14 protein-coding genes are annotated in these 23,545 nt (G+C 67.1%); 4 read left to right on the forward strand and 10 right to left on the reverse strand.

The window, feature by feature from the left end; translation table 11 throughout:
* Window positions 1-4: 4 nt before the first annotated feature.
* From LZC94_35275 to ruvB, 4 genes are all read right to left on the reverse strand, one after another.
* Window positions 5-1,534 (reverse strand): protein kinase, encoded by a 1,530-nt coding sequence (locus LZC94_35275; GenBank protein WXB13095.1) that lies wholly within the window; start codon window positions 1,532-1,534, stop codon window positions 5-7.
* Between the two features lie 743 nt (window positions 1,535-2,277).
* On the reverse strand, window positions 2,278-3,603 hold the full coding sequence (locus LZC94_35280) for an ATP-binding protein (protein WXB13096.1): 1,326 nt from the start codon (window positions 3,601-3,603) through the stop codon (window positions 2,278-2,280).
* Entirely contained in the window at window positions 3,603-5,678 is a 2,076-nt protein-coding gene (locus LZC94_35285; GenBank protein ID WXB13097.1) for a PAS domain S-box protein, read from the reverse strand. The genes LZC94_35280 and LZC94_35285 overlap by 1 nt, the downstream gene beginning before the upstream one ends.
* Before the next feature lie 40 nt (window positions 5,679-5,718).
* Window positions 5,719-6,819, reverse strand: coding sequence for a Holliday junction branch migration DNA helicase RuvB (ruvB, locus tag LZC94_35290; protein ID WXB13098.1), 1,101 nt, complete (start codon window positions 6,817-6,819; stop codon window positions 5,719-5,721).
* Between the two features lie 71 nt (window positions 6,820-6,890).
* On the opposite strand from ruvB, the gene glyS reads away from it, so the two are divergent.
* The gene (gene glyS, locus LZC94_35295; GenBank protein WXB13099.1) at window positions 6,891-9,032 is read left to right on the forward strand and encodes a glycine--tRNA ligase subunit beta; all 2,142 of its coding nucleotides are present in this window, start codon (window positions 6,891-6,893) and stop codon (window positions 9,030-9,032) included.
* Between the two features lie 44 nt (window positions 9,033-9,076).
* Entirely contained in the window at window positions 9,077-11,806 is a 2,730-nt protein-coding gene (gene ppdK, locus LZC94_35300; GenBank protein WXB13100.1) for a pyruvate, phosphate dikinase, read from the forward strand.
* Between the two features lie 124 nt (window positions 11,807-11,930).
* On the opposite strand, the gene LZC94_35305 is transcribed toward ppdK, so the two are convergent.
* Window positions 11,931-12,467 (reverse strand): DUF4328 domain-containing protein, encoded by a 537-nt coding sequence (locus LZC94_35305; protein WXB13101.1) that lies wholly within the window; start codon window positions 12,465-12,467, stop codon window positions 11,931-11,933.
* Window positions 12,468-12,956: 489 nt separating this feature from the next.
* Between LZC94_35305 and LZC94_35310 the strand changes: the two genes are divergently transcribed.
* A complete protein-coding gene (locus tag LZC94_35310; GenBank protein ID WXB13102.1) occupies window positions 12,957-13,694 on the forward strand; it encodes a lytic polysaccharide monooxygenase in 738 nt (245 codons plus the stop codon).
* Window positions 13,695-13,831: 137 nt separating this feature from the next.
* Here the strand turns inward: LZC94_35310 and LZC94_35315 are convergent, their stop codons facing one another.
* Genes LZC94_35315 through LZC94_35335 form a run of 5 tightly spaced genes read right to left on the reverse strand, consistent with a single transcriptional unit; the run spans window position 13,832 to window position 21,936 of the window.
* Window positions 13,832-14,746, reverse strand: coding sequence for a formamidopyrimidine-DNA glycosylase (locus tag LZC94_35315; protein WXB13103.1), 915 nt, complete (start codon window positions 14,744-14,746; stop codon window positions 13,832-13,834).
* Window positions 14,739-16,025 (reverse strand): glutamate-1-semialdehyde 2,1-aminomutase, encoded by a 1,287-nt coding sequence (gene hemL, locus LZC94_35320; GenBank protein WXB13104.1) that lies wholly within the window; start codon window positions 16,023-16,025, stop codon window positions 14,739-14,741. Before hemL ends, LZC94_35315 begins: the two co-directional genes overlap by 8 nt.
* Window positions 16,026-16,050: 25 nt before the next feature.
* On the reverse strand, window positions 16,051-19,188 hold the full coding sequence (locus tag LZC94_35325; protein WXB13105.1) for a protein kinase: 3,138 nt from the start codon (window positions 19,186-19,188) through the stop codon (window positions 16,051-16,053).
* 40 nt (window positions 19,189-19,228) lie between these two features.
* Window positions 19,229-21,256, reverse strand: a complete 2,028-nt coding sequence (locus LZC94_35330) for a serine/threonine protein kinase (protein WXB13106.1) — start codon at window positions 21,254-21,256, stop codon at window positions 19,229-19,231.
* Window positions 21,256-21,936 carry a hypothetical protein gene (locus LZC94_35335; GenBank protein WXB13107.1) on the reverse strand — a complete coding sequence of 227 codons (681 nt, stop codon included), beginning with the start codon at window positions 21,934-21,936 and terminating at the stop codon, window positions 21,256-21,258. Before LZC94_35335 ends, LZC94_35330 begins: the two co-directional genes overlap by 1 nt.
* 102 nt (window positions 21,937-22,038) lie before the next feature.
* Here LZC94_35335 and LZC94_35340 point away from each other — a divergent pair, with 102 nt between their 5' ends.
* Window positions 22,039-23,322 carry a serine hydroxymethyltransferase gene (locus LZC94_35340; protein ID WXB13108.1) on the forward strand — a complete coding sequence of 428 codons (1,284 nt, stop codon included), beginning with the start codon at window positions 22,039-22,041 and terminating at the stop codon, window positions 23,320-23,322.
* The last annotated feature ends 223 nt before the right edge of the window (window positions 23,323-23,545 follow it).

The raw sequence follows: 23,545 nt of genomic DNA on the forward strand, positions 1-23,545 counted from the left end.
GGAGCTAATCTCGCGTCGAAGGAATGTCCGGTGCAACCACGGACGACGCGGCGCGCGCAGAAGGTCGCGGTTTCGTACGTGCCCGCGCCCCCGAGGAGGACGATTCCCCACCCGGGACGAGTTCCGCGCCCTTCCCCGTTCGTGCCGTCATCGGCGCGGCGGGCGTGACCTGCGCGGCGGGCGTGACCTGCGGCGCGGGGATGACCTGCGGCGACGCGACCACCGTCCCCGGCATAGAAGGCGTCGCAGCCGGCGGTGCGGAGGGCGTTGCAGCGAGCGCCGACGAGGGAGTCGCAACCGGCGCGGCCGCCGAGACGGCAAGGGACGATGGCGCTGGCGCAACGGGGGACGAATCGGACGTCACCTGCGTCGAGGCGACATCCGCCAACCGTGGCGTCGCGCGGCTTCGCACCACCAGCGCGCCGATGATCAAGCCTGCAGCCGCGAGGGTCGCCACCATCGCCCCACCGGCAATGGCGGCCGAGACACGCGTAAAGCGTCGCTTCTCCGATGGCGAACCGGTCCACGCAGCGCGGGTCGTACCGGTGCCGCTGGTCGCGGCCGAGTTCACGGAAACGGCGGGCACGGCCGGCGTTCCGGAGGGCATCGTGGGCCGCGAGCCTGCGCCGCTCAGCACCATGGCGATGCGGTGCACCGCAAAGCGCGACGTCTCGTGCGCGAAGGGCGCGAGCGCATCGGCCAACTCGGCCAAGCTCGCATAGCGATCGGCGCGGTCCTTCATCAGGCACTTTTCGACGACGCGCTCGAACCCCGCGGGCATACCCGGCGCGAACATGCGCAGCGAGGGGGTCGGCTCGTTCATCACCTTGTGAAGGAGATCGCCGAGCGTGCTCCCCTGAAACGGAATCTGCCCCGAGAGCAGGCGAAACAAAATGACGCCCATCGACCAAATGTCGCTTCGAACGTCCACATCGCGCGAGGAGCGCATTTGCTCCGGCGCCATATACCCGGGGGAGCCGAGCATCGATGCGCTCGACGTGATCGACGGCGCCGCCGTCCCGGCGTCCCCCAGCGGATTCGCCTTGGAAATGCCGAAGTCGAGCACCTTCACCAGCGGCATGCCGGCCGGCGTTCGCGTAAGAAACAAATTCGCCGGCTTGAGATCGCGATGGATAATCCCGAGCGCGTGCGCCTCCGCCAGCGCCTCGCACGCTTGAAGCACGTAGTCGACCGTCTCCACCACCGGAAGCGGCCCGCGCAACTTGAGCACCTGCGAAAGGTCCTCGCCCTCCAGGTACTCCATGACCATAAAGGGCCGCCCATCGTGGACGCCCACATCGTAAACGCGCGCCACATGCTCACCGCGCAACTTGACGCTGGCGCGCGCCTCCCGCAGAAACCGCGCCACCACCTCCGGATTGCCCATCGATTCGTTGCGAAGAAACTTGAGCGCCAGATTCTGATCGAGCTGCACGTGCGTGGCGGCCACCACGAACCCCATTCCGCCCATGCCAATGACGCGATCCACACGGTACTTCCCGGCGACGATGGTCCCCGGCTCGATCTCGCTCACGGGCATCGCCGCGTACACTACCAACCACTAGCCCGAGCCCTCAACCCCCACTCCTGGGCCTCCCCCGAGCTTCGCGCCCCTAGCGCGGCACACCCTTACCCGCATCCACCTCTAAACGACCCGCGGCAATTCCGTGAGGCTCGGGGAGGAAACGAGAGGAAACCGCCAGGGCGCCAGGGGCGCTAGGTGAAACGGCGATGGGGATTTCTTTGATGAGAATTCTTCCAATTCCCTCTCGTCAGCCCTTCTGCTTTTCACGGAGCCACGGGTTGGCGCCCCTAGCGCCCCGGCGGTTTTCTTCTCTCTCGCTTCTTCACGCGAAACCCACATAGCGCCCCGGCGGTTTTCTTCTCTCTCGCTTCTTCACGCGAACCCGCATTGCGCCCCAGCGCCCAGCGGTTTCTTCTCTCTCGCTTCTTCACGCGAAGCCCGCATTGCGCCCCTAGCGCCCTGGCGGTTTTCTTCTCTCTCTCTCACTTCTTCACGCGAAGCCCGCATTGCGCCCCTAGCGCCCTGGCGGTTTTCTTCTCTCTCTCTCTCGCTTCTTCACGCGAAGCCCGCATTGCGCCCCTAGCGCCCCTGGCGGTTTTCTTCTCTCTCTCTCGCTTCTTCACGCGAAGCCCGCATTGCGCCCCTAGCGCCCTGGCGGTTTTCTTCTCTCTCTCGCTTCTTTACGCGAAGCCCCGAACAACGTCCCGGCGACTTTCCTCGCGCATTCGAGCGAGAGCGAGAGCGAATACCGCCTACGCCCGAGAAGCCACCGGCAACACCAACGCGAACGTCGCGCCGCGATCGGGCTCGCTCTCTACGCGAATGTGTCCGTTGTGCGCCTCGATGATGCTTTTCACGATGGCGAGCCCCAAGCCGGTACCCTTCCCGTCCTTTTTCGTGGTGAAGAACGGAGTGAAGATGCGCGACTGGTCTTCGTGCAAAATCCCGTGACCGGTGTCGTTGACGACCACGCGAACGGCGCCATCGGAGTCGACCAACTCGGTCGTGATGGTGAGCACCCCACCCCGCGGCATCGCGTGGCACGCGTTCGTGATTAGATTCACGAAGACTTGCGTGAGCTGCTCGGGCAACCCCCGCACCGGTAAGATACCGTCCCCAAAACGACGCTCTACGCGGGTGTTCGACTCGCTGAGCAAATGTTCGCAGAACACCAGCGCTTGATCGATGACCCCGTGAAGCACCACCGGAATGGGAATTTCGCCCGCCGGGCGCGCATAAGTCACCAAGTCGCGCGTAAAGCGAAGAAGGCGGTGCGCCGATTCGCCGATGCGGCGAAGACGCTCGACCTCGTCGGGATCGCTCTGCTCGCGTTTGGCGAGCCAGCGCTTGGTGAGATAATCAGTATACGCCACGATGGACGTGAGCGGGTTATTCAGCTCGTGCACCATGCCCGCGGCGATTTGCCCGAGCGATGCGAGCTTCTCCGCCTGCACCACTTGCGCGTTCAACGCCGTGACCGAGTGGCGCGCGGCGTGCGCCAGCGCGTGCGCTTCTGCGTGCTCGCGTCCGCGCTTGAGCACCATGGCCGCGCGGCGCAAAATGGGGGTCACGAAGTCATCGCGGTCCGCGAAGAACGGATCTTGGAACGCCGCGTGGAGCGTGGCGCCGTTCGCGTCGCCCGGCACCTCCACCACCACCTCGCTCGCGTAGTCCGGAAAGAGGCGCGTGGGATCCATGCGATCGTGCGAATGGTCGCCCGGCGGGTGGTGCAGCACGATCTTCTGGCGCGCGTGCGCCGTGTGGCCCGTGGCTCCCAAGAGGTGCACGACCACCGGATTGGTGACGAAGCAAATGCCCACGCCGCACGTGGGGAGAATTTCGGCGAGGCCGTTCACCATGGCCCGCACCACCGCATCGTCGCCGTCGCCCACCGGGAGCTCACAGCCGAGCCGGATCAGGTGATCGTAGGCCGACTCCAGATCGCGCGGATCTTCGCCGTGCGCGCGGGTGCGCGAGCTGGGATCGGCCTCGCGGTCGGTGAAGACCACGTCGCTGGTGCGCTGCACGTCGGAGTGCGGGGGTGCGGACAAGGGATCGCCTGGCTTCTTCTGCGCCATCAGTCACCCGCCTTTCCGATGCGGTGCGCGGGTATGGCGCCCACGTCGAATGCGGAAGCGCCGTCATCGCGGCCGTCGCCTTCGCCGTTCTCGCTCGCTTTGTCCAAGTCCAGGATTTTGGCCTGCCCCACGTAGGCCTTGGTCTCGTACCGCGTGATTTTTCCGATTTTCCGTACGATTTCGGCCATGCGCTCGGCTTCGTTGAAGATCACGTCCACCGCGGCGAACACGGGAGATTCGGCGTCCAAACGACGTTTGATGAGCTCTGCATAGGCCATCACGCTGGTGAGCGGCTGATTGAGCTCGTGCGCGGCGGCGCCCGCGAGCTCCGCCACGATGGCCTGCCGCTCCTGCGCCAAGAGCTGCTCTTGCGCCTGCGCGAGGCGCTGCTCCATGCGCACCTTTTCGCGCAAATCGGTGAAGATGCCCACCGAGCCGACCAGGGTGTCCTGCTCGTACAGGAACGCGGCCGAGAGGGCCACCGGGACCCGGTTCTTTTGCGCGTCGAGCACCTCGGTGCGCACGCCCTCGATGCGGCCCCCGCCCTCGCGGATCATGCGCATGATGTTTCGAGCCACGCCGGGCGGATAGAGCTCGCGCACGTCGGAGCCGATGACGTCGCGCGTGGGGCGGCCGTAAATGCGCTCGGCCGCGTTGTTGAAGACCAGCACGCGGCCTTGCATGTCGGCGCTGATGATCGCGTCGCCCGAGGTGTCGATGATGCGGCGCAGAAAGTCGCGGGTCTTGACCAGATCGGCCTCCACCGTGCGCTCGTGCGTCACGTCGCGGAAGCTGCAAAGCACCACGCCTTCTTCCCGGAGCACCGAGTTGAAGTTGATGCTCAACGTGGCCCGCTGCCCCTCTTTCTTGCGGATGCGGACGTCGACCCCGCGCGGGAAATGGCCCTGGGCAAAACCATCGCGCAGCTCGCGGGCCAGGGAAATGTCCGACTCGTCGAACAAGTCGCCCAGGCGGCGGCCGCGGAAATCGCTCTCAGGGTAGCCCGTGATCTCGCGCGCCTTGGGGTTCGAGAAGAGCAAGCGCCCTTCGCTGTCGATGACCACGATGCCGTCGGCCGAGCTCTCGAAGAAATCCGCGTAGCGCTGCAAGGAGCGCAGCCTCCGCTCGGCCTCGAAGCGGGCCACATTGACCTTTTGCGTTTGGTCGCGCAACGATTGGAGCACGCGCGCGTTGCGCAGCGCGATGGCCATGGCGTTCGAGACGGTGGTGCAGAGGGCGAGCTCGTGCCCGCCGAAGGCAAAGGTGCTCTTGGAGCGGACGAACAGGACCCCCATCGGCTTCCCCTCGTAGAGAATGGGAAGGATCGCGATGGAGGCGAAGGCCCGGGCACCCGCGTTGGCGCGCGCACCATGGCGCACGATCTCCAAGAGCGGATGGGTCTCGGCGTCGGTGATGACCAGCGGCTCGCCGTTTTCGAGCACTTGGCGGATCTCGGGGTACTTGGATAAATCGATGGGCAGATCCCGCAGCTCGGCGTCGTCGGAGGCGGCCACCACGTAGCCCAGATCGGCCTGCTCGCTCACCAGAACGATGGAGACGCGATCGACCTTCGCCACCTCGGCGATGCGCTGAACGACGGTAAAGAGGATGCCCCGGAAATCGAGATTCGAGGCGAGCGCCTGCGTCAATTCGAGGACGACCTGAGCGTCTTTTTCCTTTCGGGCCAACTCCTCCATGACCGCCCGAAGGCGCAGTTGACCGCGGATTCGGGCGACGAGCTCGACGGGCTTGAAGGGCTTGCGAACGAAATCGTCCGCCCCCGCTTCGAAGGCGCGCGCAATTTCATTGTCGGCATCGAGCGCAGTCAAAACCACAACTGGGAGGTCACGAGTTTCGGGACGCGCCCGGAGGTGTCCCAAAATTTCGTAGCCGTCGGGTGGTGGCATGACCAGGTCGAGCACCACGATGCAGGGGTCGATCTCCTGGATTTTCTGCAGCGCCTCGGCACCCGAACCGACGGCCACATGGCGCAAGTCGGCCTGGCCGAGAGCCTGACACAAGACGTGTCGACTCACAGTATCGTCATCGACGACAAGAACCGGCCGACTGCTCACCGTTCCAACGATTTTACGCGGGCTCTTTGATTATCGCCAGTTAGAAGAGCTTTTTCTGTGGCCCGCCCTCGGCCCGCTCCCCGGAAAGCGCGATGCCCAGGTGTGCAAAGGCCTTCTTCGTGGCCACCCTGCCGCGCGGGGTGCGCCCCAGATATCCCTGCTGGAGCAAATACGGCTCGTAAACGTCTTCAATCGTATCGCGCGGCTCGCCGAGCGCGGCGGCCAGGGTCTCCACGCCCACCGGCCCCCCTTCGTAGTCCTCGATGATGACCTGCAAGAGCCGTCTGTCCATTTGGTCGAATCCGGCCGCATCGACCTCCAGGCGCTGGCAGGCGTCCCGCACGATGGCCACATCGATCTTGCCGCTGCCCAGCACCTGAGCGAAGTCGCGCACCCGGCGCAGAAGGCGGTTGGCGATGCGCGGGGTGCCGCGGGAGCGGCGGGCGATCTCGTCGGCGGCGTCGGGCGAGATGGTCACCTCGAGCAGGCGCGCGCTGCGGGTGACGATGAGCGCGAGGTCCTCGGGCGGATAGAAATCCAGCCGCAAAACATGGCCGAAACGCGAATAGAGCGGCGCCGTCAAGAGGCCCGTGCGCGTGGTGGCCCCCACCAAGGTAAAGGGGCTGATGCCGATTTGGAGCGACGAGGCAAAGGCGCCCTCGCCCGTCATCACGTCGATGCGAAAGTCCTCCATGGCCGGATAGAGGCTCTCCTCCACCACGGGATTGAGCCGGTGGATCTCGTCGATGAAGAGGATGTCGCGCGGCTGCAGCTTGGTGAGCAGCCCCGCCAGCGCCCCTTTGTGCTCGACCACCGGGCCGTTGGTCATGCAGAGGTCCACGCCCATTTCGTGGGCGAGGATCTGGGCCAACGTGGTCTTGCCCAGACCGGGGGGTCCGCAGAGCAGCAGATGGTCCAAAGGCTCGCCGCGCTGGCGGGCGGCTTGAACGAAGACCCGCAGGTTCTCCTTGTGCTTGCTCTGTCCGACATAGTCGTCGAAGCGCTGGGGCCGAAGGGTGCGGTCGTAGCGAACGTCGTCGCCCTGGGCGGAGCCGTCGATCGCGCGCTCCACGCCCTGGTGGGGCGGGGCGGGCGCCTTGGCCGATTCGCGTGCGCCGGAGCGGGACTTGGAGCTCGCCATGGCTATCGTCTCTACCATAGACGCAAGCCTTGCTGCTTTTCGCTCCCGAAAGTAGCTTGGCGCCCCTCACGATGACCCGACCTACGCTTCTTCTCGAGATTGGGGTGGAGGAGCTCCCCTCGTCCTTCGTCGATGCCGCGCTCGCCGCACTCCCCAACCTGGTGCGGGAAAAGCTCGGCCAACTGCGGCTGGAGCACGGCAATGTCTATGCCCTAGGCACTGCCCGCCGGCTCGCGGTGCTCGTGCATGAGCTCAGCCCCACCCAAACGAGCCTGGACGAGGAGGTCATCGGCCCGCCGGAGGCAGCCGCCTTCAAAGACGGCAAACCGACCCGAGCCGCGGAAGCGTTCGCGGCCAAACTGGGCGTTTCGGTGGAAGCGCTCTCGATCGTCGAAAAAGCCGCGGGGCCGAAGCAGAAGCCTGGCCGCTATGTGGTGGCGCGCCGGCAAGAACAAGGGCGGGAGGCCACGTCCCTTTTGGGCGCCGCCGTCGCCGAGATTTGCGCCTCCATCCCGTTCCGCAAATCGATGCGATGGGGTTCGGGCGATGTCACCTTCGCACGGCCCGTCCAATGGCTGGTCGTGCTCCTGGGCGACCAAGTCATCGACGCCACCTTCGCCGGCGTGCGAAGCGACCGAAAGACCTTTGGCCATCGTTTCTTGGCCCCCGCCGCCCTCTCGCTCGAGCACGCCGACGGCTATGTCGATGCGCTGCGCTCCGTGCACGTGCTGGTCGACCGCGATGAGCGCGCCCGCACCATGATGGACGGCGTCGCCCGCGCGGCCCGGGAGCTCGGCGGCACCCACGATCCGGATCCGGCGCTGGTCGATGAAAATGCGTCGTTGGTGGAGGAGCCGCACACGGTGGTGGGGAGCTTCTCGCCGGATTTTCTAGCTCTTCCGGCGCCCGTCATTCGGGCGGTGGCGCGCGGACATCAGAAGTACTTCTGCGTTCAAAAGAACGAGGAGGAGCTCCTTCCGCACTACCTGGCGGTGGTGAACACGGCGAACCGGCCGGACAAGGTGGCCCTCGGCAACGACCGCGTGATGCGCGCGCGCCTCTCCGATGCGCAGTTCTTCTTCGGGGAGGACAAGAAGACCAACGTCGAGGCGCGGGTCGAAAAGCTGGGCGGCATCGTCTTCGTGGCGCGGCTCGGCACCGTGCGCGAAAAGGTGGCCCGCTTCGAGGCGCTGGCGGCGCGCATCGCGGAGCGGCTGGGGCTCTCGGCGGACGCCGCCAAAAAGATTCAGCGCGCCGCGCACCTGTCGAAGAACGACTTGGTGTCCCTCATGGTCGGCGAGTTCCCCGAGCTGCAAGGCACGATGGGGCGCGCGTACGCGCAGGGTGCGGGCGAAGATCCCGAGGTGTGCGACGCCATCCGCGATCATTATCGCCCGGTGGGCGCCGACGATCGGATCGCGCCGAGCGACGTGGCGCGGGTCATCGCGCTGGCCGACCGGCTCGACACCTTGGTCGGCTGCTTCGCCATCGGCCTGTCGCCCACCGGCACCGCCGATCCGTATGCGCTCCGGCGCGCGTGCATCGCGGTGCTGCGCATCCTCATCGAGTCGGCCGAGGAGAGCCCGGCCTGGGGCGAGCTGCACTTCGGCGAGCTGGTGGGGTTGGCGTACGATTTGTATACGGGCAAGAAGCTCGATGCGACGCGCGAGGAGACGATCGCCAAGGTCAGCGAGTTTGGTCGCGAGCGGCTTCGCAACTGGATCGCGACCCGCACCAGCAGCCAAGTGGCCGACGCCGTGCTCACGGGGCACGCCTTCGCGGCGGGGGTGGAGGCGCCCATCGAGGGCTATCCTTACTTTGCGATGGCCAAGGCGCGCGCGCTCCAAGCGGTGGTCAGCTCGGGAGCATCGTGGTTGGAGAAGGCACGCACGGTGGCCAAGCGCTTGAACGGAATCAGCAAAGACGCCGCCCCCATTTTGCACCCCAAAGAGGGCTTCGCGGCCTCGAGCAAAGACGCCACGATCCATGACGTGGTGTGCGCTATCGACACGGCGACGGCCAGCTTGAAGCACGAGCGTGCGGTGGAGAGCGCGCTTCACCAGGCGGAGGATCTCGCGCAGCGCATCGACGAAATCTTCGTCACCACCCTGGTCAACGACCCGAACGATCCCAACACCAAAAAACGACTCGAGCTCCTGTCCTATGGAGCGAAATCCATGCTTCGCATTGGAGACTTCTCGAAACTCGGCTAGGTGCCCTGGCACTTTTCGCCAACAACGCATCACTGGAGAGCATCATGACCAAGCGGGTTTTCTTCTTTGGGGAGGGGAAGGCCGAAGGCGACAGCAAGCGGCGCGATCTTCTGGGCGGCAAAGGTGCCGGCCTGGCGGAGATGACGGCACTCGGACTCCCCGTGCCGCCCGGATTCACCCTGTCGACCGAAGTGTGCACGGAGTTCTTCGCGACCCCGAACAAGCCGGATCTGCCGAGCGGCGTGGACGCGGAGATCGCCGAGGCGCTGGCGAAGGTCGAGGCGGTGACCGGGGCCAAGTTCGGCGATCCCGAAAATCCGCTCCTGGTGAGCGTTCGCTCGGGGGCGCGGGCGTCGATGCCGGGCATGATGGACACCATCTTGAACCTGGGCCTGAACGACGCGTGCGCCGAGGGTCTGGCGAAGAAGACGGGCGACGCGCGCTTCGCCTACGACGCCTACCGGCGCTTCATCGCCATGTACTCGGACGTGGCGCTGGAGCTCGAGCGCGAGCCGTTCAACGCGGCGCTGGACAAGCTGCGCGTCAAGACCGCGCAGGCCAAAGGGCTCGACATCACACGCATCAACGCGGAAGAGCTGAAGAAGAAGGTCCCCGACTCGGAGCTCTCGGCCGACGACTTGAAGGCGCTGGTCGCGGAGTTCTTGAGCATCGTCAAGAAGACGAGCGGAAAGGACTTCCCGAGCGATCCGCACGAGCAGCTGCGCGGCGCCATCCGCGCCGTCTTCCGCTCCTGGAACACGCACCGCGCGGTGGTCTACCGCCGCATGCACGACATCCCCGACAGCTGGGGAACTGCGTGCAATGTACAAGCAATGGTCTTCGGCAACCTGGGTGACACCAGCGCCACCGGCGTGGCCTTCACGCGCAACCCGTCCACGGGCGAAAAGAAGATCTTCGGCGAGTGGCTCCCGAAGGCGCAAGGCGAGGACGTGGTCGCGGGCATCCGCACGCCGCTCCCCATCGATGGGAGCCCGGAGTCGCTCGAGGCCAAAATGCCCGACGCGTACCAGGCGCTCCTGCGCATCTCCGAGAAGCTCGAGTCGCACTTCCGCGATATGCAAGATCTCGAGTTCACGATCCAATCGGGCAAGCTGTACATGCTCCAGTGCCGCTCCGGAAAGCGCACGAGCCGCGCGGCCGTGCGCATCGCGGTGGAGCAGGCGAAAGAGAAGCTCATCTCGCAGGAGGAGGCCATCCTGCGGGTCGACGCAAGCTCGCTCGATCAGCTGCTGCACCCGACCTTGGATCCCAAGGCGCCGAAGAAGTTCCTCGCGCGCGGCTTGGCGGCCAGCCCGGGGGCGGCCGTGGGGCACATCGTCTTCAGCGCAGACGAGGCCGAGAAGCGGGCCGCCCAGGGCAAGCCGGTCATCCTGGTGCGGGTGGAGACCTCGCCCGAGGACATCCATGGAATGAAGGCGGCGCGCGGCATCATCACCTCGCGCGGCGGCATGACCAGCCACGCGGCGGTGATCGCGCGCGGCATGGGCAAGGCGTGCATCGCGGGATGTTCGGCCGCGAGCATCAGCTACGCGGAGCAGACCTTGACCGTCACCGTGTACGACGCGGAGGGGCGGCAGTCGGAGACGGTGGTCCTGAAGAAGGGCGACGTCGTGACCATCGACGGCTCCACCGGCACCATCTACGCCGGCGAGGTGCCCACCATTCCGGCGGCGCTCGCGGGCGAGTTCGGCGAGCTCATGGCGTGGGCCGACAAGGTCCGCACCATGAAGGTGCGCGCCAACGCCGACACGCCGCTGGACGCGCGCACCGCGCGCTCGTTCGGGGCCGAGGGCATCGGGCTTTGCCGCACGGAGCATATGTTCTTCGAGGAGGACCGCATCAGCGCCATGCGCGAGATGATCCTCTCCGACGACGTGCAGCAGCGCGAGCGTGCCCTCGCCAAGCTCCTCCCGTTCCAGCGCGAGGACTTCGTGGGCATCTTCCAGGAGATGCGAGGCCTGAAGGTCACCATCCGCCTCCTCGACCCGCCGCTGCACGAGTTCTTGCCGAACGATCCCAAGCAGCTGCAGCAGCTGTCGCGCACCATGGGCGTCTCGGTCGAGAAGCTCGAGACGCGCACCAAGGATCTGCACGAGTTCAACCCGATGCTCGGGCACCGCGGCTGCCGCCTCGCCATCACCTACCCCGAGATCTATGCGATGCAGGTCCGCGCGATCCTCGAGGCGGCGCTGCACGTGGCCAGCCAAGGCACCGAGGTCTATCCGGAGATCATGATCCCGCTGGCCATCACGGCGGGTGAGCTTTTGCGGATGCGCGCCATCGTGGACAAGGTGGCGGGCGAGGTCTTCGCCAACGCGAAGCCGGTTCCTTTCTCCTTCGGTACGATGGTGGAGCTGCCGCGGGCGGCCATCGTGGCCGATCAATTGGCGAACGTGGCGGAGTTCTTCTCCTTCGGCACCAACGATTTGACCCAGTCGGCCATGGGCCTGTCGCGCGACGACGCCGGGAAGTTCCTTCCGGCCTATGTCGAGACGGGGCTCCTGCCGAAAGATCCGTTCGTGTCCATCGACACGGAGGGCGTGGGCGCGCTGGTGCAAATTGCCGTGGAGCGCGGTCGCAAGACCCGTCCGAACATCAAGCTCGGGATCTGCGGGGAGCACGGCGGCGATCCCGCATCGTGCGAGTTCTTCCAATCCGTGGGCCTGGATTACGTGAGCTGCTCGCCGTTCCGTGTGCCCATCGCGCGGCTGGCGGTCTCGCAGGCGGCGTTGCGGGCGCGCAAAGCGAAGTAGCGGCGGCGCGCCGCGCGGGCGGTTGTGTGGGAGCCCGAGCAGGGGCCTCTTTCCGAGGCGCTGCTCGGGCTTCTTGCTTTTCGGGGTCGCCGTGCAAGGTGCGCTTTGGTTAGCTCATTTGTACTTATGCCGCGGTGGGGCTTTGAAACGATGCCGCTATTTTTCCCTGATTGGCCTCGATTTCGCGCATGACCAGGATGATGGCCACGGCCGCAACGCCGGTGAGGACGGCGTCGATCAGACCGACGACCCCGATGCCCACGAGGCTCCCGTTGGCCAAGAACGATGCGAAAACATTTACGAGGCGCGAGGCCACGTAGCTCGACCACCAAACCAACAAGAGGGGCGTACTGCGCCAAAATTGAATTCCGATACCCCTTTCGGGCTCACTGGCGGACCATATCTGGGAAAAGACACGATAAGGCATCACGAAATTTGCAAGCGGAACGAAGAACCAGCCGACGCACCACCCGGGCGTGTACTGCAATCCACTTCGTTGAAACGCGTGCACGTTGTGCGCAGCGTTGCGGGTCCACGCGAGAAAGAAGTAGATGGCGAGCAAGGTGATGATCTTTTGAATGGCCCCGACGCTGATGAGGAGCACCTTTACCAGGTTCAAATACGACGCGTTCCACATCACCAAGAAGAGGGCCGCAACCATGAGAAGGCCAGCTGCAACGGAAGCCACCATGGCGACGGCGGACGCGAGCCCGAAGGCCTTGAGCGGCTTAAAAGGAGAGTGGTGCCACCCAGGCCCAGATCCAGGCCCAGATCCAGGATAGGGCGCGGGCGTGGGGGCGATGGTAGACCACGGTCCCTGCGCTTGTGGGGCTTGGTAAGGGTTTCGATCGGGGTTCGGGGTGGGATCCACCAAGGCAAGGTCTCCTGCGCGGGCTCGGCCGCTCTCCCGCGGGTACGCGAGTACAACGAATGATTCGACCGCCGGTGCGAAAACGTTCTCGGCAAATGCGCCGATTGGACGATTTGCCCTGGTCACGGCGGATCCAGGAGCCACGGGGATCCGGCTGCGCACCTTGGGCGCGGAAGACGTTTCGTTGGGGTGCAGCGGACTTGCGGGACGGGCCGCGGGGCGGGCGCGCAATCGAGGTGGTGGCACGAGCGATGCTCACCGCGATGCATGCGCAAGTGGATGACGTTCGCCGGTGCCACATCGATGGCGCTTCTTTTGGCCAGCGCGAGCGCGTGGGGGCATGCGGTGTTGACATCGCCCGTGCCGCGCGATCTCACGTGCGACGACGCCGATTGCAAAGTAGGACCTTGCGGCGGGCGGAGCCCGGGGGCACCCAAATACAAATTCGAGAAGACGGGAGACTTGAAGCTCTCGTGGACGGAGACCATCGATCACGAAGGGTGCTTCGTCGTGGAGCTCTCGAAGACGGGGGACGACAAGAATTTTCAAGTCCTTCAAACCATTCCAGACGACGCCAACGGCGTGCCCCTCACCCGCACGAGCACCATCCGGCTCGACGGCGGCGTGGAGTGCGAGCACTGCGTGCTGCGCGTGCGGCAGATCATGTCGGGCTCCTCCGCCGGCTGCACGGCGGCCACCGACGCGAGCACGTACTTCTCGTGCGCGGATATCATCATTGGAACCGACGCGCAGGTGCCCGATGGCGGCGACTCCGACTCCGGCGGGGCGAGCAATCCGGACGCGGGAAAGTCGGGCGGCGGGAAGCTCGTCGATGGCGGCGGCGGGCGCGGCAGCGATTCGTACGAGGTCGATCCGCTCGATCCGTCGGCCGGAAAAGGGTGCGGTGCTTCCCCGCAGCCACCGGGTGGCATTTCGTACGGCGGGCTCGCCGCCGGGGCGCTGATCTTCGGCGCATCGGCCACGCGCCTGCTGCGAAGGCGCCGCAACCGTCGTTAGCCCCGCGCCGCATGCGCGATGACGCCCGCGCGCCGCGACGTCGTTTCCGTCACGCGACGTCGTTTCCGTCACGCGACGTCGTTTCCGTCACGCGACGTCGTTTCCGTCACTCCCGCGCGCGCCGCGATGCCGGTCACTCACTCCCGCGCGCCGCGGCGCTCCTCGAGCTCGTCGATCGTCTTGGGCCAATCGTCTTTCAGAAGGCGCGAGAGCGAGCGATCCATCAGCAGCTTGCCGCCGGTTTGGCAGCGGGGGCAGTAGTTGGTCTCGTTCTCGGCGTAGACGATGCGCTGGACATTGCCGCCGCACACGGGGCACGGCTTGCCGTAGCGGCCGTGCACGGCCATTTCTTCGCGGAACGCGGTGACCTTCTCCGGAAATTTGTCGCCGGTTTCCTCGCGGAGGCGATCGGTCCACTCGACCAAGGTCGACTTGGTGGCCTCGAAGAGACGCGCGATCTCCTCGTCCGAGAGCTGCGACGTCAAGCGCACGGGCGAGAGGCCCGCGCGATGGAGGATCTCGTCCGAGTAGGCGTTGCCGATGCCGCTGAAGAGGCGCGGATCGGTGAGGGAGCGCTTGAGCGTATGGTTCTCGCCGGTGAGCGCTTTTTTGAAGGCGGGGAGCTTGGCGGAGAGCACCTCGATGCCGCCGCGATCGAGCGCGCGGAGCGCCGCCTCGCCCTCGACGAGGTGGATGGAGGCCCGCTTCTTCTTGGAGACCTCCGTGAGCACCAAGGTGCCCTTCGGAAAGTCGAAGGCCGCCAGGCCCACCTTGGCCGGGACCTTGGCGCCCGCCGCCACGTAGCGAAAACGCCCCGCGACCATCAAGTGAATGACCACGAAGAGCTGCGGCTCGCCCGCGCCGACCACCAGCACGATGCGCTTTCCAACGCGCCGGATGGCGGTGACGAGCTGGCCTTCGAAGCGCGCCGGCGGCGGCGCTACGGTGCGAAGGACGAAGGGGCTCGCGAGGCGGATCTTGAGGAGCGGCTCGCCGACGATGCGCGCGGCGATCGCTTCGACATAAACGGTGACGTCGGGGAGCTCAGGCACGCTCCAGCATAGCCTCTTCGGCGGCTCGCACGGTCGCGTCGATGTCGGCCTCGGTGTGCGCGATGCTCACGAAGGCCGCCTCGAACTGCGACGGGGGGAAGTACTGCCCGCGCGTGATCATGGCGCGGTGCCAGCGGCCGAAGCGCTCGGTGTCGCTCTTCTTGGCGTCGGCCCAGTCGCGAACGGGGCTGCCATCGTTGAAGAAGAGCGTGAGCATGGAGCCCACGCGCTGCACGTGGCCGCTCGTTTTGGTGCGCGCGAGCGCGGCGAGCAGCCCCTGCTCGAGGCGCGACGCGAGGTGCTCCAGCTTTTCGTAGGCGCCGGCGTCGAGGCGCTCGAGGGTGGCGAGGCCCGCGCTGACGGCCACGGGGTTGCCGCTCAAGGTGCCCGCTTGGTACACGGGGCCGAGGGGCGCCACCTGCTGCATGATGGCGCGCTTGCCGCCGTAGGCCGCGAGCGGAAGGCCGCCGCCGATGATCTTGCCGAGGCAGGTCATGTCCGGCGTGAGGCCCGTGCGCTGCTGCATGCCGCCCAGCGCGACCCGACAGCCGGTCATCACCTCGTCGAAGATGGACACGGCGCCGTGCTTCTGGCAGAGCGCCACGATCTCCTCGAGGAAGCCCGGTACCGGGGGCACGCAGCCCATGTTGCCGACCACCGGCTCGACGATGACGGCCGCGATCTGATCCCCGCGCGCCGCGAAGAGCTCGCGAAGGGCCGCGCGATCGTTGTACGCCAAGGTGGAGGTGTGGCCCGCGGTCGACGAGGGGACCCCCGCCGAGTCGGGCACGCCCAAGGTGGCCAAGCCGGAGCCGGCCTTCACGAGCAGAAAATCGGCGTGGCCGTGGTAGCAGCCCTCGAACTTCACGGTGACGTCGCGCCCCGTGAAGCCGCGCGCCGCGCGGATGGCCGACATCGTAGCCTCGGTGCCGCTGGAGACGGCGCGCACCATTTCAATCGACGGGTAGAGCTGCGTGAGCTTCTCGGCGAAGCGCACCTCGAGCTCCGTGGGCGCGCCATAGCTCGTGCCGTTGGCGGCCGCTGCGACGATGGCCTTGATCACCTCGGGGTGCGTATGGCCCAGGATCATCGGCCCCCAGGAGCCGACATAATCCGTGTATTGTGCACCATTCGCCCCGTAGACGTACGCCCCCTCGGCGCGCGCGATGAACACGGGATCGCCGCCCACCGCGCGAAACGCGCGCACCGGGCTGTTGACGCCACCGGGGATGAGGGCCTGGGCCCGTTCGAACAGCTTGTGCGAGATGGGATCGTTCACGGGCCTGTCCCCAGGGTTCACGGTCTTACTTGTTGATGTTGAAGGAGTAATCGATCATGCCGGGGTTCCCATCGAACTTGGGTCCCCGGGTGTACTTGAATCGGGTGGCCACGCAGTCGCCCACGGTGGTTCCCTCGTAGGGAGGCCCCACCACGACCGAGTTCATGACCGAGCCATCGCCGAGGAAGGTGACGCGCACCTTGCCCGGGCCGGTGGGCCCATCGGGGCGCTTGCAGCTCGCGAGGACGCTCTCCTGCTTCTTGAGCGCCGCGCGCGCAGCCGCCGGATCGAACTTGCCCGGCTCGGTGGCCGCGCCCGGAGCAGGACGTTGAACCTGCGTGGGCCCGGTGTCGGTCCCGGGTGCCGAGTTTGGCTTGGGGGCCGGCGGCTTGTCGGGCGTCGGGGAACGGTCGCCGGGGGGGGCGCCCGTGGGGCGGTCGGACGTCGGAGGGCGGCGCGGCGGATCCGCGGGCGCCGCCGGCGTGGCCGCCGAAGGCGGGGGCTCGACCGTCTTTTCGACGGTCGGCGCAGGCGGAGGAGGAGGAGGCGGAGGAGGAACCGTCTCGGGCGGGGGCGGCTGCACGGTGGCCGACGGCTGCGCCGGCGGATTGGTCGCCTCGGTTCCCGCCGAGGGCGTAGCCGGCGGCTCGGTGGTCCCGGCCTCGGTGCCGGAGCCATGGAGCAAGGTGTACGCGGCGTAGCCCGCGCCGATGAGCAGAATGACCGCGAGGGCTGCGATCAGCCCGATCAAGATCAACTTCGGCTTCTGCGGCTGCGCGCCATACGGCGCCGCACCGGGCGGCGGCTGCTGCGGGAAGGCCTGGGGAGGCTGGAAGCCTTGCGCCCCCGGCTGCTGCGGCGGAAGACCTTGCGGCTGCGGCCAGCTTCCACCGGGCGCTTGCTGCGGCGGCGCGGCCCCGGGCATGTTCATCTGCGGCATGGCGCTGGTGCCGCCGAGCCCCGGGGGCGGGCCGTAGGGACCGCCGCCACCACCGCTGCCGCCGAAGGGAGACGAGGCGCCGGGCGCGTTGCCGTAGGAGCCAAACGGCGAGGCCACTTGCTGCGCCGCGGCTTCGGCGCCGCCAAAGGGGCTCCCTTGCTGCTGCGGCGGATAGGCCGGCGGATAGGCCGGCGGCGGGTTGTACGCCATCGCATCTTGGAGCTGCGGCGCGAACTGCGCCTGGGTCGGCGCCTCGGCATCGGGATCGGCCGGCGGCGTCGCGGAGAACTGCGCAAACGCGGCGCTCGAGAGGGCCACGGTCTTGTTGGCGCCGGCGCCCGCCCCCGGCTGCGAACCTTTGGCGCTCGCCCCGGGGCCGCTCCCCGTGGAGAACGACGGCGGATAGAACGGCTGCTGCCCGGGCGGCCCCGTGAAGGGCGAGGGCGCAGGTCCATCGGGGGCAAACTGCGTCTCGGCGCTGGCCAGATCGAAGCGGGCGCCCTGCTGGCCGCTGCCAAAGGCCGGAGGTCCGCCCGCCGGCTTGCCCGCCGCGGGTCCACCGCTCGGGATGGCCGCAGGTCCGGAAATGTGCTCGCTCAACGAGCCCACGGTGGTCGGCAGCTCGCTCGACGAGGGGCCGTTGTCGTCGTTGTTCGCGTTCGGGACCTGGATGGGCATGGCCAAGGTGCCGCCCGGCCGAGGCGGATTGCCCGCGCCTGCGCGCCCGTTGGCGCCTTCGGTTCGCGCGGGCACGCCCTCGGCCGGGGTCCCGGCGGCGGGGAGCGGCGCGGGGATGCGCGGCGCGCCCGACGATGCGGGGCCGCCCTCCGGACGCGGAATCGTGGGGCGCGGAAGATGGAACGCGCCCGGCTGCGAGGGGCGCGCAAACGGCTTGGCGCCCGCGCCGGTCTGCGGCAGACCGCCGCCCGCTTGCGGCGTGGAGGGGGACGGCATGCGCGCGCTGGCGGCGAGGCCGGTGCGCTGCAGAAAGTCCTTCACCTCGGGCGGAATGGGCTGCTGCGGGGGCTGGCCGGGGAGCGACGGAAGGCTGTTCACGTCGATCGTGCGCGTGGCCTCCTCGTCGTTCGAGGCGACTTGCACGTTGGGCAGGCGGTTCGTACCGGGGCCCGGGATCGGAGGCAGGGGCGGGCCGGGCGGCTCGTCATCGAACAACCCCTCGCTGTCGGCTACGATCGTGGCGGGGCCATCGGCATCGGGGGGAATGCTGTCGGCGACGTCACCCCAATCCTGGGGATCGTCCTTGTCGTTCTTCGGGTCTCTCACGTTCCCCTGCATGGCATTTCTCAACTTGCCCCAGAATTCTTCCATACTCTGCGGGCGTTCTCGCGGATTTGTCGCGCAGGCCTGGGTCAGGATGCGCTCGACGGCGTCGGGCAATTGGAGCCCGAGCCCGCGTGGCGTGATGGGTACGGCGGGTTTGCATGCTTGAATCAAACACTCCGCGTCGGTCTCACCGGTGCGCACGCGTCGATCGAGCAGCGCCTCGAGAAAGACCAGCGCAAACGAGTACACGTCGACCCGGGGCCCGATGGGGCCGAGCGTGGGATCGAACTGCTCGGGGGCCGCGTAGGGCGGCGAGAAAATAGCGATGTTCCCCATGCTCATCGCCAGGCGCGAAAAGCCGGTCGACTCGGAGGACGAACCGTCGCCGAGCACCTTGGCCATGCCGAAGTCGAGCACCTTGAGGCGGGTCGTTCCCTGGCGCGTTCGGGTGAGAAAGAGGTTTCCCGGCTTGATGTCCCGGTGAACGATGCCGTGCGAGTGCGCGTAAACGAGCGCCTCGCCCGCGGGCGTGAAGAGCTCGAACGTCTCCTTGAGCGAGCGCCCTTTCATCTTGGCCTGGGCGCGGCCGCGGAAGTGCACCGCGAGGGACTCACCCTCGAGCCACTCCAGGACCATGTAGGGGATCCTCACCCCGATGGGCGCGATGGTGGTGCCGCTCGCGACGCAGCGAACGATGTCCAGGTTTCCTTGCGAGAGCCGGTAGGCGATGCGGCTCTCGTCCCGAAACCGATTCACGAAGTCCTGCACCACGTCGGGCGCGTCCGCGATCGGCTTGAGACATTTGACCGCAATCGGCTCGTTCAGCCCGAGATGAAACCCCTTGTAGACGTTGCTGAAACCACCTTCACCAATCCACTGATCGATACGAAACTGGCCATCGATCACAGTGCCGTTGAAGCGGAAAGGGTCTCTTTGCATCGCAGGGTGAACCATACCACCCCGGCCCGCCCGACCTCCTTCATTTTGGCAGCCGAAAAGCGTGCTCCACAAAGGCCGGCGGTCCCTCGAACGGGGGAACCTTCGCGTTTCGATAGCGCATGGCCACGCACTCGCCCTCGGGCCCGTCCGCAAGAGGTCCGGTCACTTTTACCCCGGAAACCGAGCCATCGTTGGCGAAGGTCACCCGCGCGCTCCCCTCGCCCCCTTGCCCGTCCGAACGCCGGCAGCTCGCAAGAATGGCGTCGAGGACCCGCAGCGAGGCCTGCGCAGCCCGCGCATTGAACACCGTGGGGTCCACCGGGGGCAGCTCGGTCGGCTCGTCCGGCACCGAAGCCACCGGCTTCGACCCCGCCGCAGCCGCCGCCTTGCGACCGGCCACCTTCGCGCCTCCCCGTGCCGCGGGTGCCACCATGGCTGCAGCACCTCCACCTGCGTCCTCCCACCCCGCAATAGGATCGGCCTCGTTCGTGTGCGCAGGTGCCCCCATGTGGGAAGGACTATCGACCCGCGACGCCGCACCCGGCGGCGGATCGGGCGACACCGCGTCGTTCGCGCTCTGGAGCTTCTTCAGATACAGGCTCGCGATCGCCGCCAAGAGCACCACGGCGGCGCCGCCGCCCAAGAGCACGGCCAACACCACCGAGCCGCGGGTGTGCCGCGCGTCCGGCTCCTGCGATGCGGCGCGCTTGCTCGGCCCCGTCGCATCGGGCGACATCGCGTGGTGCGCGCCGGTGCGATCCCCCGTGGGGAGCTCCACGCGTGCGTTGTGTGCCTCGACGGGATTGGCGGGCTCGGCGGGCGCGGGCGCCGGTGCGCTTGCCGCGGGCTGCTCCGGCGCCTCGGGCTTCGTGTGCAGCGCGTCCTCGTGCCCCGATGCCGCGGGCCCCGCCTCCCACGCCTGGGCGAGCGCGGAAAACTCCGCCCCTGCGCGGGCGCGCACGCTCCCGAGCGACTCGTCGATGGTCGGACCGTCCTCGTCGAGCGCCTTGCGATCATCGATGGTGGGCCCATCTTCGTAGGCGAGCGGACCGGATCCGACGGCGATCGCCGCGAAATCGGGGAGGGCGTCCATGCGCAGGGTGGCATCGACCGCCGGGATCGCCGCCGCCTTCAAGGCCGACCAGAGCTCCCCCGCGTTGGGGATGCGCTTGGACGGCTCCCGCGCCAGCGCGCGCGCGAACACCTCTTGCACCTCGTCGGGCACGACCAAGCCGAAATCGCGCGGCGAAAGGCTCGCGGCGGGCGAGACGGTCTTGGCGATCAGCTCGCGCAAGGTGAGGCCGAGGAACGGGGGCTGATCGCGCATGCCCTCGAGGAGCACCATCGCCAGCGAGTACACGTCGGTCCAAGGCCCGATGGCCCCGAGCTTCTCGTCGAACTGCTCCGGCGCCGCATACGCAGGCGAAAAGATGCGGAAAGGGCCCGCGGGCGCCTGTGCGTCGGCCCCCTCGTCGTGCGTTTGCGCGAGCGCCGCGTCGCTGCCGGCCTTGGCCAGGCCAAAGTCGAGCACCTTGGACTCGGTGCGGGTCTCGGTCTCGACCAGGAAAATGTTCTCGGGATGCAGGTTCCGGTGCGCGATGCCCTGCGTGTGCGCATAGGCCACCGCGTCGATGGCCGTGTCGAGCAGCGGGAACAAGTCCGCGAGCGGCCGCCCTTGCCCGCCCGCCATGCGGCGCGCCTCGAAGTGACGCGCCAGGGGCTTTCCGTCGAGCCACTCCAGCACGGTGTAGGGCACCAGCGCGCCCGATTTGGGCGCCAGGGTGGTGCCGATGGTGATGCAGCGCACGATGTGGCCGTGCCCGAGCGAGAGCTTGAAGGACACGCGCCCTTCCTCGCGAAAGCGCCGCATGAACGTCTCGACGTGGGCCGACTCGAGCTGCGACTGCAGCTTCAGGCACTTGACGGCGACCTTCGCGTCGAACCCGACGTGTTCTCCGCGGTAGAGGACACTCGCGCTCCCCTCGCCCATCACCTCGTCGATCCGAAACTGCCCGTCGAGCACTTGGCCGAGCAGTCCGAACGGATCCAACGGACTGGCCTGCACCATCACGGCCCGCCGTAGAGCGCGAGACGCACACCGGCGGCCGCGCCATGCTGCGAGAACGGCTCGGAGAAGATCGCCTGGTATTCGACCTGGGGCGCGAGCGTAAAGTGCGTGCCCCACAGGTCGAAGATGCGGAACTCGTAGAACGCGCCGGTGGCGATGAAGGACTGCACGCCGTCGGCGCCGGGCGAAGGCCCGTGCTTCGCCTTCATCTCCGCGGCGCCCACCCCGAATTGGCCGCTGATGCCGAGATCCCTCAGCTTGGGCACCACCGAAAAGAGCGGAAAGACCTCGACGCGTACGCCGCCACCGCCGCTGGTGAGCTTCCAGTCGCTGTTCTCACCGCTTCCGCCGCCGAACCAAAAGCCAAAGTTCAGGTAGTCGGCCAGCGCACCCATGATCATGAAGGTCGAGCTCGACCCCACGACCACACCGCTGGCCGCGTAGTAGCGCGGATCGCCTGTCTTCACGGCGGAGTTCGGATAGCCGCTGGCGGCCACGAACGCAGGACCCGTGGATATACCGATGATCAGGCCGCTTCGTCGCTCGCGTGGTTTGTCGAGCGGAAACGCGCCGCGATCTTGGGCATACGCGGGCTTCGTCTCGAGGGCGCCAGAGGTGCCCGCGAGAAGCAATGTGAAGAAAATGAGACGAGAGGGGCGGAAGCGAATCGCGGGGGCCACGGCTCTTCCACGCATACCATAGACATGCGACAAGACACGCACGAACCGAGCGCTGATGGAGCGCAGGTGAAACAAGAGGCCCGACGTGGCCGGGAGTCCGGAATGAATCACGCAACAGACGAAGCTTTGGCCCAAGTCGATCCCGAGATCTTTCGTCTCATCGAGGCGGAAAACCGGCGGGAGCATGAGTCGTTACGCCTCATCGCGAGCGAAAATTACGCTTCGCGCGCCGTGATGGAAGCTACCGGCTCGTGTCTCACCAACAAGTACTCCGAAGGTTACGCGAAAAAGCGGTACTACGAAGGCCAAGCGGTGATCGACGAGGTCGAGGAGCTGGCCATCGCCCGCCTGAAGGCCCTGTTCGGCGCCACCGCACACGGCTCGGTCGATGACATTCACGTCAATGTGCAGCCCTACTCGGGCAGCCCCGCGAACCTGGCCGTCTACCTCGCCTTCCTGAACGCGGGCGACACGGTCATGGGCCTGGGCCTCGCCGCCGGCGGGCATCTCACCCATGGCCACAACGTTTCCATCAGCGGCAGGTACTTCAACAGCGTGCCGTACGGCGTTCGCCGCGACGACCACCGCATCGACGTCGATGAAGTCCGCCGCCTGGCCAAGGAGCACCGTCCGAAGCTGCTCTGGTGCGGCACCACCGCGTACCCGCGCACGCTCGACTTCAAGGCGTTCCGTGAAATCGCCGACGAGGTCGGTGCGATTTTGGCCGTGGACATCGCCCACATCGCCGGGCTCGTCGCGGCCGGCGTGCACCCGTCGCCGGTGGGCATCGCGGATGTGGTGACGTCCACCACCCACAAAACGCTGCGCGGTCCGCGCGGCGGCATGATCCTCTGCAAGAAGGAGCACGCGGCCAAGATCGATCGCGCGGTGTTCCCGGGGGTGCAGGGCGGCCCGCACAACCATACGACGGCCGCCATTGCGGTGGCGGCGCACGAGGCCAGCACCCCGGCGTTCAAGGAGTACGCGAAGGCCATCGTCGAAAATGCCAAGGCCCTGGGCGAGGCCCTCGCGGCGCGGGGATTTTCGCTGGTCACCGGCGGCACGGACAACCATCTTTTGCTGGTCGATCTCACCAACAAAACCATCCCCGGCAAGGTCGCATCGAAAGCGTTGGACCAAGCAAACATCGTCCTGAACTACAACGCCGTCCCGTTCGACCCGCGCAAGCCGTTCGATCCCTCGGGTATCCGTCTCGGAACCCCGTCGGTGACATCGCGCAAGATGGGCAAGGACGTGATGGTCAAGCTCGCCGATTGGATGGAGTACGTGGTGGCTGCGCCGGAGGAAAAAGCCCGCATCGAAAAGGTCGCCGCCGAAGTGCGTGAGCTCTGCGACGGCTATCCCGCGCCCGGATTGCGAGTCTGAACGATGCTGCGAGCGCGGCGCCCATTTGGCTTCGCGCTCCACGCGTCGTTCGCCGTGGCCGCTTCGGCTTTGCTTTTGTTCGACTGCTCCGCCCGTCCGGCCGGCGCCGGCGGGCCCCTTGCAGCGTCGTTCGCGTGCGAGGAGACGTCTTCGTTCGAGAACGACGAGGGACGGTTCGCTTCTTCGGGGGTCACAGGAAGACGGGAAGACGGGAGACGAGCCG

Source organism: Sorangiineae bacterium MSr11954 (assembly GCA_037157815.1).
GTDB lineage: Bacteria > Myxococcota_A > Polyangia > Polyangiales > Polyangiaceae > Pendulispora > Pendulispora albinea.